The following is a 15,219-nucleotide window of genomic DNA, read 5'->3' on the forward strand; positions in this document are numbered from 1 at the left end:
AACTATTTTATGTATTTACTTGGCGAGGTAATAATTTTATTAAAGTCAAAGTTATTTTCTCTAGCTTTAACAAATCTTATATTACCAAAGTAAGGTGTAATAGAAAGCGCAGCTAAGCTTTTGGTAGTATTATTAATCATTACAAGATAGTTGTGGCCATTGAATTACTTGTAATTTCTTGTAATGAATTGACAATTAGAGCTATAGAGTAGTGTTGAGATTCTCTATAGACAAAACCATAGCCAATATATTTAGGTGGGACTGGAAAACCATCAGTTCTAGTTTCTGGCTCATATAAAATAATCTCTGCACCGACTTTTAAGCCATCAGCTGCACCTTTGTTCAATAGTATACTGTTATACGATGATGAGAATGTATTTGTGTTCGCTACATCTTCAAGTACATGAGCGGTTACCTTATTTTTCATTTTAAAAGTTTGTTCTTGTAGTTTTTGTGAAACAATATTATTGGGTATTACATAATCACCGACACTAGCTTCACGAGTAAGGTTAGATATTGTCATTGCTGTTATACCTTTGAAAGTGTAATCATATTTTGCTGTACCTAATCTATAAACTTTTTTATCATCATTAAATGCAGATATTGGTTTTGGTTCAGATATTATTATGAACTTACTGTTATCTTTGGCTGCTGTATATTGTTTATCGGCAAAAATTTTAAAGTTAATCCCGAGTATTGGACGTTTTTCTCTAGAATCATATATTCTTGAAACATTGTTTAATTGATCGTCATTAAGTAGGTAAACATTTGAGAAGAATTTTATATATTCAGCAGGTTTGACATGCTCTAAAAGGTTTTCAATATTGTCAATTTGCTCAATAATTCTACTTTTTAGAGTGATTTCAACTCTTTGGTTTATAGCTCTACTTGAAGTTGAATCATTTGGTGCTATAGGATCTTGATAGCCTAGAGCTTTGATAGTAATTCCATCACTAGAATCAAACCCTTTATTTACAAGATACTCTTCAACATTAGTAGCGCGATTTTTTGATAATCTAATATTGTAGTCGGTTAAAATTTTTTGATCTGTCAAAATTTTTGATTCAACTTTTCCAGCATAGCTTCTAATTGTAAATCTTGTTGTATCAGTTAATTTTAAGTAGGCAAAAAGCTTATTTAGAACTTCTTTAGCTTGGGAGTTTAAGGTATAACTATCAGCCTCAAATTTTATATTTGTTTCAATCAGATAGGGGCCTGTTTGCTCTTTTACACATATAAATGATTTACTTGACTGAAGTAGCTCAGTGGTACATGGTTCTAAGTTTGGAAATGTTAGCGAACCATTATTTTTATCTTTATCACCATCTAGTGTTTGGCAGGCTGAGAGTGTTGTAAGTAACGACACTATTAAGCATAGTTTTAGTAATTTTTTCATATCATGAAACTAAATATAATCATTTTATAATTTTAATTTTACTATAAACTTTTGAGTGTGAATAGTATTTGTCGTAGCTCTAATTTAATAATCTATTGAGATATAAAAAACTAGTATCAATACAAACAAAAGATGACTAAACCATCTAAATATGATATCTTGGAGTGTAAAAAGTATATAAGTAAATAGCATGAAAATCGCGCCAGATAGTTTTGTAAAAATGCACTTTAAATTTAGACTTAAAGATGGCTCTATTGCTGAAGATACCGAAAATTATAACAGACCTTTTGTATTCGAGATGGGGCAAGGCTATTTTACTGAGAAAGTAGAAAGTGAACTTGTTGGAACATTAATTGGTGAAACCAAACGAGTAGTTCTAATGCCAGAAGAAGCCTTTGGTGAGAAACATCCTGCAAGTATCTATTCGGTACCAAAATATAGGTTTCCTAAAGATATACATTTAGAGGAGGGGCTTATAGTTTCTTTTAGCCAAAAAGATGGCTCTAAGTTACCAGGATTGATTACAGAAATTAATGATCAAGATGTTACCGTGGATTTTAATCATCCACTATCAGGTCAGATAATCGTATTTGAAGCTAAGATTTTAGATGTGGCAGACAAAGAGGAGGATTTAGGTGAAGATATTACTAGCTAACCCAAGAGGATTTTGTGCTGGTGTAAGTCGTGCTGTCGAGACCGTAGAGAAAGTCTTAGAAGTTGAAAAATCGCCTATATATGTGCGTCATGAGGTTGTTCATAATAAGGTTGTTGTTGATTCTCTTAAGAATAAAGGTGTAATTTTTGTCAAAGAAGTCGATGAAGTGCCAGATGATGCTGTATGTATTTTTAGTGCTCATGGAGTTTCTTTAAAAGTTGAAGAAGCTGCAGCTAAGAAGAATTTAGTACTTTATGATGCAACATGTCCTTTAGTTACCAAAGTACATAGAGGAGTGCGTTTAGCAAGTAATAATGATGCTGAATGTATCTTGATTGGTCACAAAGGTCATCCAGAAGTTCAAGGTACTATGGGGCAGTATCATAGCAAAAAAGGTGCAATTTATCTTATAGAAAGTGAAGAAGATCTTGTTAAACTAAAAATAAAAGATCCAGATAACCTTTACTACGCGACTCAAACTACTTTGTCGGTAGATGAGACACAGGGAATTATACAAGCCTTAAAAGACAAATATCCAAATATTAAAGGACCTAAAAAAGAAGGTATTTGTTATGCAACGCAAAACCGTCAAACAGCTATAAAAGCAATGCTCAAACGTATTGATGTTTTAGTTGTGGTAGGCTCACAAAATAGTTCTAACTCTAATAGATTAAAAGAGTTGGCTACCTTAGAAGGCATAGACGCTTATCTTGTCGATAATCCTTTAGATGTTGATAAGTTGTGGTTTGATAATAAAAAAGTCTGTGGTGTCAGTGCTGGTGCTTCTGCGCCAGAATACCTTGTTCAGCAAATAATTAGCCAGATATCAAAATTTTGCTCGGCAGAAGTTGAGGTTGAGGAATTTGAGGGTATTCAAGAAGAAGTCTATTTTCCACTACCAAGACTTTTAAAACAAAAGGTTGGCACAGATAAGGTAGAATAATATGCAAAGATCAATCAGAGGAGCTACTACTGTAGATAAAGATACTAGACAAGATGTAATAAGTGCGACAAAAGAGCTTTTACAACAAATTATTCGATGTAATGATGTTAATATTAATGATATTGTAAATATTGTGTTTACTGCTACTACTGACATCAAATCAGAGTTTCCAACTGTTGCAGCGCGTGAGCTTGGTTTGGTTGATGTTCCTTTAATAGATTGCCAGCAGATGATGCGTGATGGAGTTTTAGAGTATTGTATTAGAGTTATGTTGACATATAATACTGAAAAAACTCAAACAGATATTAAACATATTTACTTGCGTGGAACAGAAGTGTTAAGACCTGATTTATTAAAGAAAATAGAAGGTTAAAAGATTATGTGGTTATTAGAAAATATAGATATGAAAAGATCAAAGTATATACTACCTAGTTTGTTTACTAGTGCTAGTTTACTATTTGCTTTCTTGGCAATTATAGCGGCTTTAAATGGTAATTTTGTCTCATCTGCGGTGTATATGCTTTTAGCAGGTTTTGCAGATGCCTTTGATGGTAGAGTAGCCAGATATACACATACTCAAACTGAATTTGGTGCTGCTTTAGATAGCTTAGCAGATGTGGTTTCATTTGGAGCTACTCCAGCTTTAGTTATGTATCTTTGGAGTTTGTATAACATCGGAGCCTTAGGTGCCACTATTTCGTTTTTATACTTACTTGCTGTAGCACTAAGATTAGCTAAGTTTGATACTATGCCTGCTAGCGATAATTCAGAGGAAAGTATAATTGAGCGTCGTTTATACTTTTATGGTATGCCATGCCCAGCTGGTGCTGTGACTATATCAGGATTAATCTGGATGGGGCAAAGAACATTTGTTGGCGATTATGTTTTTATAACAGTTATTTTAACTACATTTACAGCATTATATCTTGCTTTTATGATGATTAGTGACATTAAGTTTAGAAGTTTTAAAGATAGTGATGGTAAAGGTAATATCAGTAAGTTGTATGTGATTTGTTTTATTTTAATTATTCTTATGTTATTTACGATGCCTGATAAATTACTTTATTTGATTATGATAGGCTATGCTTTATCAGGTCCGATATCTCATTATAGATATAAAGCTAAGATTAAAAATAGTAATCTAAATGAAGAGTCATTAGTTGATGGCAAAAAAATAATAGACATTGAGAAGTAGTTATTGTATTTATTCTTTGATCGTAATAAAAGCATCATGGCTTGAATGATCTTGTTCAGCTATAATCCCAGCTGATAAACCTCCAGGTTGCTGCTAGGGCTTGGCTCATTTGATTCTTGGTCTTGTTGTGTTGGTGGTGGGGCTACATAACCAAATGAATTGTCTTGTGAGCTTGCGCATGATATTAAAGCTGTAGTAATTGTAGCTAAAGTTAATAAAGTCGTTTTTTTCATAACATACCTTATAAAGTTTTTGTGCCTTAATAATAACAGATTTATATTTAATTTAGATGCATTAAATGGTTTATAATTGATAGTAGTTTTCGTATAATTAACTGTGTTATGCTTATGAAAATAAATAATTGTAGTTTTTTGGGAATATTGTATGGATAATTCTATTTCTTTAATTGAGCTAATACTACATGCAAACTTTATGGTTCAACTTATTATGCTAGCTTTAGTTATAATGTCCGTATACTCATGGGCAATCATGCTTGAAGTTAATAATCGTGTTAAAAAGTATCGAAATGAACAGGTGCAATTTGATAAGCTATTTTGGGCTGGACATCATATCCAAAAGTTATATGATTATTATTTACAACATAAAGAAAATATTTTTGGTAAATCAATAATATTTTGTTCCGGTTTAAGAGAGTTTAATAACCTTAAAGATACTTGCATGTTAAGAGGTAATACTATCCTAGAGGGTATGGAAAGGACTGTTGGTATAGCAATATTACAAGAAGCAAAAGAGCTAGATAGAAAACTTCCAGCATTAGCAACAATAGGAGAAGTAGCACCTTATATCGGTCTAGTTGGAACTGTATGGGGTATTATGTCATCGTTTAATACGCTTGGTGGTGTTGAGCAAGCGACAATTTCGGTAGTTGCACCACATATTGCTGAAGCTTTGATAGCTACGGCATTAGGTCTTTTTGTTGCCATTCCTGCAGTTATTGGTCACAGTAAATTATCTAACCAAGTTGATGATATTTTATCAAGCTATGAGTCATTCCAAGATGATTTGTGTATTTTACTTCTAAAAGAAGCACACAGAGATGAAATCCAACATCAAAATCAAGAAAGCTTGTAATAAAGACTTTTGCTTATGAAAAAAAGAAATAAAAGATTTTTTAGAAAACAGCGACCTATGGTGCAAATCAATGTAGTACCTTACATTGATGTTATGTTGGTACTATTAGTAATTTTTATGATTACAACACCTATTTTAACTCAAGGTGTAAAGGTTGATCTACCTAAAGCACAATCAGAAAAGATACCTTCAAACGATAGCAAACCAATAGTCGTTACAGTAAATAAACAGGGTGAGTATTTTATCAATCAAGGAGTTAATGATCCTAAGACACCTTTAAGTTCAGGAGCATTAGCAAATGCAGTAGTGAGTTTGTCACAGCAAAATCCTGGGAAGCCTGTTTATGTGAGAGGTGATACTAGTGCAACTTATGGTGAAGTTGTAAAAGCTATGGTTCTTATTCAAAGGGTGGGTGTTGATAAAGTGGGGTTAGTCACAGAAGATGGCAAATCTTAATTATCATAAATTCTTACGGTTCTGTAACAAGCAAATAGATGAAAATCCATTTTTAGTTAAAGCTATATTAATCCATATTGCTTTGATGATTTTGTTGTATATTTTATCTTTTGTCAGTAAACTAAGATTTGAATCAACACAGGCATATTTGAGTACGCAAGTTTCAAATATGCCAAAGAAATTTGAGATTATCCAAGCCACCTCAATAAGTAGCAGTGAGTTAAATAAACAAATCTCTGCTTACGAAAATTATCAGCAAGAATTAAAACAAGCAAAAGAAGATATAAAGCAAGCTAAATTACAAGCTTTAAAGCGTCATCAGCAAGAGATGAAGGAAAAAGCTGGAGCTGAAAAAAGAGCAAAACTTGAAGCAGAACGCAAGGCAAAAGTAGAGGCAGGGCAAAAAGCTCAACAAGAGGTACAACGCAAAAAAGAACAAGAGCTTAAAGCAAAACAACAGGCTGAAGAAAAAGCTCGCCAAGAGAGATTAGCAAAAGCTAGAGCAGAAGCAGAAGCCGCTGCTAGGAAACAAATTGAACAAAATCAGGCGCAATCAGCTATTTCTAGCTATATTGCTGAGTATCAAGATCGAGTTGGTGCTAACTGGATTAAAGACTCTTGTAGAGGAATTTATGATTTACCTCACGCAATTATTAGAAATGGTAAATTTATTAAGCTTACAGGCACATCTGGTAATTATAGATGTGATCAATCATTAATTGATGCGATTAAGAACACCATACCGCCTGTGATTACGAGTAATGTGGCAAGAAAAACTATACAAACAGAAAATATAAACTTTATATTTAAACAAAGTTAAAGAGGAATAGTATGAGAAAAATCATTGTGAGCTTTTCGATATTTATTTTTTTTATCTCTAATCTCTATGCCGATCTTGTTGCAGAGGTAACTACTGGAGTAATTCAAAAGCCGTTAGTTACAGTTGTTAGTGATAATGTTGTCGATCAGTTTCCGCAGCAGGTAAATTCTGTAATAGTTGCAGACTTAAACCATAATGCTAAATTACAAGGTAATGATACAATTAAGTATGAAATTAATCAAAAGCAAGATATTCCTTGGAAGAGCCTAAAATCTGACTATGTTATTTTAACAAAATATACAAAGAACTCATATAATAATTATACTGTACAAGTACAAATACTTAAGAGAAATGACACAAGTTATTTCCAAGCAATTACTTATAAAAACATAAATATTGCTCTAATGAGAACATTAGCACATAAGATCTCTAACTATGTTTATTATAAGCTTACAGGTGAGCAGGGTTTCTTTTTAACTAAGTTAGCATATGTGAAGGTAAGTAGTCCTTATGCAAGATATGGTAGGTTATATGAGCTTATTATATCTGACTATGATGGTTACAATAAGCACGTTGTACTAAAACAAACTGATAATCCAATAGCAATGCCATCATGGTCAAATGATGGTCGATATATCGTTTACTCGAGTTATAGTGGTGGTAGTATGGGTGTCTATACTTTAGAAATAACAACTGGTAAAGTCACGCGTATGACTAATTACAAAGGTATAAATAGTGCACCATCGTTCTCACCAAATGGTAAAGAAATCGCTTTAGCGCTATCGAAAGGATATTCTGATCAAACTAATATCTACGTCTTGAATTTAGCTACAAAAATATTAAAGAGAATCACTATCAATGGTATAAACACAGCACCAAAATTCTCTCCAAATGGTCAAAGCATAGTGTTTACATCTGATAGAGATGGTCGACCAAATATTTATGTAGCCTCTGTAAACTCAAAATATCCACAATCATCAATATTAAGTACAAAAATATATCAGGCATACGAGCCAAACTATACTCCAGATGGCAAAAATATAGTATTTATGAACCAAAACTCACGCTCAAGTGGCACACAAATTGCTGATTTTAATTTAGCTAGTGGAAATATTATTACATTGACAACTGGCAAAGCAGATAGTTCACCGACAGTTTCGCCATATGGTGATATGATTACTTATATATCAACCAACACTAGAGGTTATAGCTCGTTAGATACGGTATCATTGGATGGTAATAATCATTTTAATATTGAAAGCGCTGATAATGGTAATATTTTAATACAATCACCAAGTTGGTCACCAAAAAACTTTTAAGGGATGGATATGCAAGCTGCTATTAAGATATGTTTGATTAGCTTTTTCACTTTGTTAATCACAGGTTGTGCATGGTATAAGGGACCTAGTTTAATGCCTAATGCAAATGCTAGCTTAGACGGTTCTTCTCTTAATGAAAGTAGTTGTCCAGGTTTTATTAGTACACTTAAATCAGCTGATAACTATGGTGCAAGTGATACAGGGTTTTCTGATGATGGTGGTAATTATGTTGTTTCAGGTTTTTATAATAGTTAAAAAATAATAGGAGTTAAAAATTATGAAAAAGAATATTATGAGCTTAGCAGTTATAGGTTCTACGCTTATGTTGGCAAGTTGCTCTAGCACTAAACTAGATTTAATCAAAGATAAATATGCTGGGGTAGATAGTTCACAAGCTCTAGAGATGTCTTCGCAGATTTATGGTTCTGATAAGATGAGCTCAGATCAAGTTGAGCAAATGAAAAAAGAGCTTATGAACATTAACTGTAGATCAGTATACTTTGGCTTTGATAGCTATAATATCACTGATGATGCTAAAGAGTGTCTTGATAAAACAGCAGATTATTTAATAGCTCATCCGGATCAGCCAATTAAGCTATCTGGTAATACTGACCCAAGAGGTAGTGAGAAATATAACTTTAATCTTGGTCAGAAACGTGCTGAAGCTATATATAACTACTTACTAGTTAAGAATGTTAATAAAGATCAAATCTGTGTAGTAAGCTATGGTAAGTTAAAACCAGCTGCAGAGCCAACTCAGTTCTATGATGAGTTCTGTAAAGATGGTGTCAATGACTCATGTATGTACAAAGCATCTGAAAAAGCTTTTTACTTAGATAGAAGAGTAGAGATTGATTTTGGTACTAAATGTGATGAAAGAGCAATTCATCAAATTAAACACTAATCTAAATCTAAACTTACAATTTTATCTTTTACTATTTTTTTATCTTAAATTGTTCTAAAATAGTCGCATAATTTTTTGTTTGAATTAAATACTATGGTTAAAATCCCTAAGATTGGTTTTGTCAGCCTTGGCTGCCCTAAAAACCTTGTTGACTCTGGGAGCGTATTATAACTAAGTTAAAAGCTGAGGGTTACAACCTAGTTGATAGTTATGATAACGCTGATATAGTTATTGTTAATACTTGTGGATTTCTAAACTCTGCTATTGATGAGTCATTAGAAGTTATTGGTGAAGCAGTTGCTGAGAATGGTAAAGTTTTGGTAATAGGTTGTTTAGGTAATAAGGCAGATTTAATTAAAGAAAAATATCCAGAAGTTTTAAGTATTACAGGCCCTCAAGATTATGAAAATCTAATCGAAACTGGTACATACTCATGCACCTATTTTTGCTAATGATTTTGTATCTTTAGCACTACTACAAGGTATTAAGCTAACTCCAAGACATTACTCATATCTGAAAATTTCAGAAGGTTGTAACAATACTTGTACTTTTTTTATCATTCCAGATATTCGTGGCAAACTCAAAAGCCGCACTATTGAAAATATCATGAAAGAAGCTGAAAAGCTAAAAAATGCTGGAGGTAAAGAACTGCTTGTGATATCTCAAGATACTTCTGTGTATGGTGTAGATATCAAATACAAATCAGGTATTTGGAATGAGAATATCAAAGCAACATTATTGATCTTGCAACAGCTTTAGGTGAGATCGATATGTGGACAAAGGCTACACTATGTTTATCCATATCCACGTTGATAAAATCGTACCACTTATGGCCCAACAAGGTAAAATCTTACCTTATCTTGATGTGCTATTACAGCATTCGTCACCAGAGATTATAAAGCGAATGAAGCGTCCAGAACATACGCAAAAAACACTTGATAGAATCAATAAATGGCGTGATATCTGCCCAGATATAACTATTCGTAGTGCATTTATCGTTGGATTCCCAGGTGAGACAGAAGCAGATTTTGAGCATTTATTGGGTTTTGCTGAAAAAGTACAGCTTGATAGAGTTGGATGCTTTAAATATTCAGAAGTTGAGGGTGCAAAGGCTAATCAGTTTGATAACCTAATCCTCGAAGAAGTCAAACAACAGCACCTAGATGAGTTTATGGGTTTACAAATTTAAATAAGTACAGATAAGTTACAAAGATTTGTTGGAACAGAACAGCAGGTAATAATAGATGCGATGAATAAAGATGAAAACTATGCTATAGGGTGGACTAAATATGATGCTCCTGAAGTTGATGGTCAAGTGATTATTGGTGATGTGCTAGAAAGAAATCTAAAAGTAGGTGAATTTGCAACTGTTGAGATTACAGAGTCAACTGAATATGATCTAATTGCTGATTAGTTTCTCTTCATTAAACTTTCTTAATATTCATATTGTAATATAAAAAATAGATAATCTTATTTGTATACCTGTATAGTAAACCATAATTCAGGGAGACTATTATGATTAATAATCTAGTAGCTATAGGTACTTCTGGCACTATAGGTAGTGCAATAACCAAAAGATTATTATAATTATATCCAAATGCTAACATATATGCTTTTTCACGTACTAAAGTTACAGATTGTATAAAGAATGTGGTTTATGAGCAAATTGATTATATAGATGAGGCGACAATCCAAAGAGTTGCAAACTTTGTTTATGATAAATCTGTGGCAGTTAATCTAGTTTTTGTAGCTACTGGATATTTACAATTACATACCCAAGATATAATGCCTGAGAAAGCCTTGAAAGAGCTATTTGCAGATAATTTTATAGAGGTTTTTAAAGCAAACATAATATTCCTAGCTTTGATGGCAAAGCACTTCATTCCAAAATTAGCAAAAGATAAAAACCTGGTACAGTAAAAAGTCATCTATCTGAGCCTTTTCAAGCTAGAGTTCCAAAAGGTAAACTTTTTACCCCCGAGTATTCAGTACAAAAGCTTATTGAAGAACTAGATGATAGTGGTAAATGTTTTGCTTGAGATGGTGAGGAAATCACGCCGTAGGCAAAAAGTTTATTATAGTCGTCAACCCACACTAAAACTGTCATGCTGAATTTATTTCACTCACTGTGTGCTTGGATTTTATTGATATCCATCAAACAAGTTCAGGATGATAAATAGGCTTAGTTATATAACTTTTATAATGGATTAACTATAGAGGTTTTATGAGTGATAAAAATATAACAACTAGTGAAATTATAGAAGTGGCTTGGTGTGATCATCATTTGATGGAATTAAAAAATTAACTGGATTTTATGAAGCAGGAGTTATAAAATTATATGTAATAATTTTAAATCAAGTAGTTTATATTAAGCTCTGTCGAAAAAGGGTCACAGGGAGAACCGCAAAGCATCAAAAAAGTTAAATCATATAAATGCAGATAATTTGGTTTAAGCGTGATTTACGCACAGATGACAATTTAGCCTTAACACGAGCAGCTGAAAAAGGTGATGTCTTATTATTATACATAATAGAGCCTGAGCTTTGGTAACAGCCTGATATGAGCGATCGGCAGTATTTATTTTTATCAGAGTGTCTTAGAAGAGCTAAATATAGAGCTTACAAAATTAGATCAACCTTTAGTTATAATAGTTAGTGATGCTATAGATGTTTTTAGAGAGCTTATTGTAAAGTATCATGTTGAAAATGTTTGGTCACATCAAGAGACTTGGAATAATTGGACATATCAGCGTGATATTAAACTTAAGAAGCTTTTTAGGCAAAAAAATATCTCATGGTATCAACCATATCAAAATGGTGTAGTGCAGTGTTTAGCTGATAGAGATTATGGCATAAGCGCATGAGTGAGAGCATTATTAAAGCTCCAACTGAGCTTAAATTTATCTGTGAAAACCCAACAACATTGCCTACAGCTGAAAGTCTTGGTTTGGAGTACGATGGTTGCTATAAAAGACAAAAAGGTGGTCGTATTCGTGCACTTAGAATTTTAGATGGTTTTTTATATTAAAGAGGTTGTGGCTATAGCAAAGAGATGTCTTCACCTGGTATAGCTCTTAGAAGTTGCTCAAGATTATCACCATATTATAGCTTTTGGGGCTATTTCAGTAAAAGAGGTATATCAGCTCGCCAACCAGCATAAAAAAGAAATCAAAGAAAGTAGTATTAAAATAAAACAAAATGGCTAAGTGCAATGTGTTCATTTTTGTCACCATTGTGTTGGTACTGTCATTTTATTCAAAAATTAGAAGATCATCCAAGTATAGAATTTAAGAATTTACATTTAGCTTATGATGAAGCTATGCACTGAGTATTTTAATCAAAAATATTTTAGCTTAGAAGAATGTTAATACTGGCTATCCAATGATAGATACTTGTATGCGAGCTTTGATAGCAACAGGTTGGTTAAATTTTCGTATGCGCGCGATGCTTATGAGTTTTGCAAGTTATCATCTGTGGTTAGATTGGCATAAGACATCATTATATTTGGCAAGGCTATTTACTGGTTATTATCCAGGAATTCATTATTCACAAGTACAAATGCAATCTGGTACTACAGGTATCAATAGTATTCGTATTTACAATCCTATCAAGCATGGTATCAACCAAGATCCTAATGATGAGTTTATCAGAAGATGGGTTCCAGAACTCAATGATGTAAGTGATGAAAATATCCATGCGCTATGGTTAGAGAAACAAAATGCTACTAACTATCTCGATCCTATTGTTGGTGAGAAACAGGTAAATTTGCTGCAGATAATATCTATAAAGTTAGAAGTTGTACAGGGAGAGTTATTCTAGTGCGTACTTTACGATTAATACTGAGAGATCAGCTTTAACAGAGTATTTCTAGTTTGAGAGATTGCGATAAAGCAAATAATATTGTAATGATATGCGAGGTGATGAAAGAAGTTAGCTATGTTAAATACCATAACAAAAAATTTGTATACATTTTCTCAGCAATGTGCCAGTTTATTCTTGAGCTACACAAGGCTCGTCATAGAGAGTCTGTTATACAAAGTAGATGAGCCAAAGAACACAGACTCTTTTTATTCAGAAGTACAGATAGTTGTTGAAAAGCTTGGTATACAAAAGATTATTGTAACTGAGCCAGGTGAATATCGTGTGTTACAAGATATACAAAGTTGGCAACAAGATTTTTGTGTAAACATTGAAATACGTACAGATGATAGGTTTCTAGCTACGATAGATGAGTTTTCTAGATGGGCAAAAGACTATAAGCAGTTGCGTATGGAGTATTTTACCGTTATATGCATAATAAATACAAAATTTTACTTGACAATAGAAGTAAACCAGAGGGAGGGCAGTGGAATTATGATAGTCAAAATTGTAAATCTGCTGGTTCTGATATCAAGATTTATACTACATATAAAAACACATCAGATGATATAACCAAACGAGTAATTAATTTAGTCGAGAAAACTTTTGCTCATAATTTCGGTGATATTTAACCTTTAAATTATGTTGTAACAAGAGAGCAAGCATTAGAGGCATTAGATTTATTTATCAAAGAAAGACTTAGTAACTTTGGAGACTATCAAGATGCAATGCTAGGGGCAAGTGTGGATGTACCATTCGAATCTTTTGCTATATACTTAATGTGGTTTACTACTACCATTAGAGTGTATTAAAGCTGTTGAAAGCGCATATTATAAAGGTTTAGCTCCTTTAAATGTAGTTAGGATTTATCCGTCAAATTCTTGGCTGGCGTGAGTTTGTTCGAGGAGTTTATTGGCTGAAGATGCCATATTATCAAGCTATGAATTATCTTGAAGCAAAGAGTAAATTGCCGAGTTTTTATTGGGATGCCCATACTAAAATGAACTGTCTGCAACAATGTATCAAAGAAACTAAGCAAAACGCTTATGCACATTATATCCAAAGATTAATGGTATTAGGTAATTTTGCACTATTTTTGTTTGATAGTGGTGTCTGGATGATATTGCATAATGATAATAAGGTTGTAAAACTATCTAGAAGTGCTAGATATAGTATTTTAGTTTTTGTGGTGTTTTAAGTATCCTAGCAAGCTCAACTACATTTGCGACCATGTTTTTTATAAAAATTAGTATGGATATAAAAAAGCTGTAGCTATAACTAGTGTCTATTGCTTATAAACTCATCAATTGTAGCATTTGTTTACCTATGGAGTTAATATCGATGTATTATCAACATTTGGTTATTTAAATATTCCGTTACTGCTATCATCGAGTATATTTGCTTTAGCTGGTAGTCTTCTAGAAGTCAACTACTCAGGGATAATCTCACTGAAGCTGTTAAAGAGTTTATTTATAACTTTGATGTTTGTTTCTGGTGGAGTAATAATTATCTAAAAAGTTGAAAATATGGGCTTTTACTGTATACTTAATATTTCTTTGGAGAGGTGTCCGAGTGGTTGAAGGAGCACGCCTGGAAAGCGTGTATAGCTTAACGGCTATCGAGAGTTCGAATCTCTTCCTCTCCGCCATTTTTATTATATTTCGTCTAGTGTATTTTACTAATAAATCTAAAAGGCTATAAAATAATATGATAATCCCTGTAATAGTTTTAATTTGTTTGGAGCAGGGTTTATTCAGCACTTGTTATGAATGATACTTTGGCTATTATTGGTACACCTATGCTTTTATTAGTTACGAGAAAATATGCTCTATTAATCCCAAAACTTTTATTGACATTAGCATTTGCTGTGAGAATAGGTAGTGTGATGAGTCCTATGGATAATCCGCAAAATTTCCTTATTGCGACATAAGCTAATCTGGATAATTCATTTATAACTTTTTTTCATTATTGTATATTCCAACACTGATAAACTTATTTGCAATATTCCTGCTGATAAAAATTTTCTACAAAAAACAACTTAATAAATAACTATCAGCTTAATCACGTGTACGAATCAATAAAAAATCCGCACTTAGCATTATTAGCTAAAGTATCCTTGAAGCTTAATATTTATTAAAATTATTTTGGCATTTCTACATCTTCAAATACAAATTAAATTAGTTTATATCACTGTTATTGCAGCCTTACCGATTTTACTTTTTAGTAAAAGCAGAGTTAGGTTAATAATTAAAGTAGATTGGTATAGTTTAATTTTCTTTGCGGCAATGTTTGTATTAATATCAAGTGTGTGGCAAAGTGGTTTTTCCAATTAGCTATAAATCACCTTGATATAAACCTTGTTTCTATTCCTGTCATATTAGTGGTAAGTGTTGTGCTTAGTCAGTTAATTTCAAGTGTGCCATTAATAGCTATTTACCACTACTTAGTCATTTAGGTACAACTGACAAAGATATTATGGTATTAGCAGCAGCTAGTCTATAGCTGGTAATTTATTGATACTTGTTAATAATCTGTAGTTTCTTTTGAATATGTCTATTGTTATATAAAGTATCAGTGAGTTG

General features: G+C 32.6%; 14 protein-coding genes, 1 tRNA gene and 7 pseudogenes. 19 read left to right on the forward strand and 3 right to left on the reverse strand.

What is annotated here, in order from left to right; translation table 11 throughout:
* Nucleotides 1-139: 139 nt before the first annotated feature.
* Entirely contained in the window at nt 140-1,396 is a 1,257-nt protein-coding gene (locus C9379_RS03485; protein ID WP_143384924.1) for an OmpA family protein, read from the reverse strand.
* Between the two features lie 190 nt (nt 1,397-1,586).
* On the opposite strand from C9379_RS03485, the gene C9379_RS03490 reads away from it, so the two are divergent.
* From C9379_RS03490 to C9379_RS03505, 4 genes are read left to right on the forward strand one after another with little or no spacing between them, the layout of a single operon-like run.
* On the forward strand, nt 1,587-2,051 hold the full coding sequence (locus C9379_RS03490; RefSeq protein WP_143384925.1) for an FKBP-type peptidyl-prolyl cis-trans isomerase: 465 nt from the start codon (nt 1,587-1,589) through the stop codon (nt 2,049-2,051).
* On the forward strand, nt 2,032-2,994 hold the full coding sequence (gene ispH, locus C9379_RS03495; protein ID WP_143384926.1) for a 4-hydroxy-3-methylbut-2-enyl diphosphate reductase: 963 nt from the start codon (nt 2,032-2,034) through the stop codon (nt 2,992-2,994). Before C9379_RS03490 ends, ispH begins: the two co-directional genes overlap by 20 nt.
* 1 nt (nt 2,995) lies before the next feature.
* Entirely contained in the window at nt 2,996-3,367 is a 372-nt protein-coding gene (gene aroH, locus C9379_RS03500) for a chorismate mutase (protein ID WP_143384927.1), read from the forward strand.
* 6 nt (nt 3,368-3,373) lie between these two features.
* Nucleotides 3,374-4,189, forward strand: a complete 816-nt coding sequence (locus C9379_RS03505) for a CDP-alcohol phosphatidyltransferase family protein (protein WP_143384928.1) — start codon at nt 3,374-3,376, stop codon at nt 4,187-4,189.
* Nucleotides 4,190-4,198: 9 nt separating this feature from the next.
* Here the strand turns inward: C9379_RS03505 and C9379_RS03510 are convergent.
* Nucleotides 4,199-4,422 (reverse strand): annotated as a pseudogene (locus tag C9379_RS03510) (hypothetical protein).
* Between the two features lie 151 nt (nt 4,423-4,573).
* Between C9379_RS03510 and tolQ the strand changes: the two are divergent.
* The 8 genes and pseudogenes from tolQ to C9379_RS03550 all read left to right on the forward strand — a co-directional run bounded on the left by tolQ (nt 4,574) and on the right by C9379_RS03550 (nt 10,700).
* Complete coding sequence (tolQ, locus tag C9379_RS03515; RefSeq protein ID WP_143384929.1) at nt 4,574-5,281, forward strand: protein TolQ; 708 nt, start codon at nt 4,574-4,576, stop codon at nt 5,279-5,281.
* Nucleotides 5,282-5,296: 15 nt separating this feature from the next.
* A complete protein-coding gene (gene tolR, locus C9379_RS03520) occupies nt 5,297-5,737 on the forward strand; it encodes a protein TolR (RefSeq protein ID WP_318263333.1) in 441 nt (146 codons plus the stop codon).
* The gene (gene tolA, locus C9379_RS03525; protein WP_143384931.1) at nt 5,724-6,557 is read left to right on the forward strand and encodes a cell envelope integrity protein TolA; all 834 of its coding nucleotides are present in this window, start codon (nt 5,724-5,726) and stop codon (nt 6,555-6,557) included. The genes tolR and tolA overlap by 14 nt, the downstream gene beginning before the upstream one ends.
* A gap of 11 nt (nt 6,558-6,568) precedes the next feature.
* Nucleotides 6,569-7,876, forward strand: a complete 1,308-nt coding sequence (locus C9379_RS03530) for a PD40 domain-containing protein (protein WP_143384932.1) — start codon at nt 6,569-6,571, stop codon at nt 7,874-7,876.
* Nucleotides 7,877-7,885: 9 nt separating this feature from the next.
* Entirely contained in the window at nt 7,886-8,131 is a 246-nt protein-coding gene (locus C9379_RS03535; RefSeq protein WP_318263355.1) for a hypothetical protein, read from the forward strand.
* A 19-nt stretch (nt 8,132-8,150) separates the two neighbouring features.
* Entirely contained in the window at nt 8,151-8,780 is a 630-nt protein-coding gene (locus C9379_RS03540) for an OmpA family protein (protein WP_143384934.1), read from the forward strand.
* Nucleotides 8,781-8,873: 93 nt separating this feature from the next.
* Nucleotides 8,874-10,194: pseudogene (gene rimO, locus C9379_RS03545) on the forward strand (30S ribosomal protein S12 methylthiotransferase RimO).
* 236 nt (nt 10,195-10,430) lie between these two features.
* Nucleotides 10,431-10,700 carry a Rossmann-fold NAD(P)-binding domain-containing protein gene (locus C9379_RS03550; RefSeq protein WP_318263334.1) on the forward strand — a complete coding sequence of 90 codons (270 nt, stop codon included), beginning with the start codon at nt 10,431-10,433 and terminating at the stop codon, nt 10,698-10,700.
* A gap of 22 nt (nt 10,701-10,722) precedes the next feature.
* On the opposite strand, the gene C9379_RS03555 is transcribed toward C9379_RS03550, so the two are convergent.
* On the reverse strand, nt 10,723-10,887 hold the full coding sequence (locus C9379_RS03555) for a hypothetical protein (RefSeq protein ID WP_343377512.1): 165 nt from the start codon (nt 10,885-10,887) through the stop codon (nt 10,723-10,725).
* A 117-nt stretch (nt 10,888-11,004) separates the two neighbouring features.
* Between C9379_RS03555 and C9379_RS03560 the strand changes: the two are divergent.
* From C9379_RS03560 to C9379_RS03590, 7 genes and pseudogenes are all read left to right on the forward strand, one after another.
* Nucleotides 11,005-11,233: pseudogene (locus tag C9379_RS03560) on the forward strand (DUF2805 domain-containing protein).
* Nucleotides 11,214-12,573, forward strand: a pseudogene (locus C9379_RS03565) (FAD-binding domain-containing protein); the annotation flags it as partial. The pseudogenes C9379_RS03560 and C9379_RS03565, both read left to right, overlap by 20 nt.
* A 126-nt stretch (nt 12,574-12,699) precedes the next feature.
* The gene (locus tag C9379_RS03570; RefSeq protein WP_318263335.1) at nt 12,700-12,825 is read left to right on the forward strand and encodes a cryptochrome/photolyase family protein; all 126 of its coding nucleotides are present in this window, start codon (nt 12,700-12,702) and stop codon (nt 12,823-12,825) included.
* Nucleotides 12,776-13,269 (forward strand): annotated as a pseudogene (locus tag C9379_RS03575) (cryptochrome/photolyase family protein). The gene C9379_RS03570 and the pseudogene C9379_RS03575 overlap by 50 nt, the downstream one beginning before the upstream one ends.
* Nucleotides 13,270-13,685: 416 nt before the next feature.
* Nucleotides 13,686-14,151: pseudogene (locus C9379_RS03580) on the forward strand (sulfite exporter TauE/SafE family protein); the annotation flags it as partial.
* A gap of 44 nt (nt 14,152-14,195) precedes the next feature.
* Nucleotides 14,196-14,285, forward strand: a tRNA-Ser gene (locus C9379_RS03585).
* Nucleotides 14,286-14,370: 85 nt separating this feature from the next.
* Nucleotides 14,371-15,159, forward strand: a pseudogene (locus tag C9379_RS03590) (SLC13 family permease); the annotation flags it as partial.
* Nucleotides 15,160-15,219: the final 60 nt, after the last annotated feature.

Origin of the sequence: Francisella-like endosymbiont, from assembly GCF_003069505.1 — a bacterium.
Taxonomy (GTDB): Bacteria; Pseudomonadota; Gammaproteobacteria; order Francisellales; family Francisellaceae; genus Francisella.

Coding starts and splice junctions, on each gene's coding strand:
- tolR (WP_318263333.1), top strand. CDS start 5,297: ATGAAAAAAAGAAATAAAAGATTTTTTAGAAAACAGCGACCTATGGTG.
- tolA (WP_143384931.1), top strand. CDS start 5,724: ATGGCAAATCTTAATTATCATAAATTCTTACGGTTCTGTAACAAGCAA.
- C9379_RS03490 (WP_143384925.1), top strand. CDS start 1,587: ATGAAAATCGCGCCAGATAGTTTTGTAAAAATGCACTTTAAATTTAGA.
- tolQ (WP_143384929.1), top strand. CDS start 4,574: ATGGATAATTCTATTTCTTTAATTGAGCTAATACTACATGCAAACTTT.
- C9379_RS03555 (WP_343377512.1), bottom strand. CDS start 10,887: ATGACAGTTTTAGTGTGGGTTGACGACTATAATAAACTTTTTGCCTAC.
- C9379_RS03530 (WP_143384932.1), top strand. CDS start 6,569: ATGAGAAAAATCATTGTGAGCTTTTCGATATTTATTTTTTTTATCTCT.
- C9379_RS03535 (WP_318263355.1), top strand. CDS start 7,886: ATGCAAGCTGCTATTAAGATATGTTTGATTAGCTTTTTCACTTTGTTA.
- aroH (WP_143384927.1), top strand. CDS start 2,996: ATGCAAAGATCAATCAGAGGAGCTACTACTGTAGATAAAGATACTAGA.
- C9379_RS03570 (WP_318263335.1), top strand. CDS start 12,700: ATGAAAGAAGTTAGCTATGTTAAATACCATAACAAAAAATTTGTATAC.
- C9379_RS03485 (WP_143384924.1), bottom strand. CDS start 1,396: ATGAAAAAATTACTAAAACTATGCTTAATAGTGTCGTTACTTACAACA.
- C9379_RS03505 (WP_143384928.1), top strand. CDS start 3,374: ATGTGGTTATTAGAAAATATAGATATGAAAAGATCAAAGTATATACTA.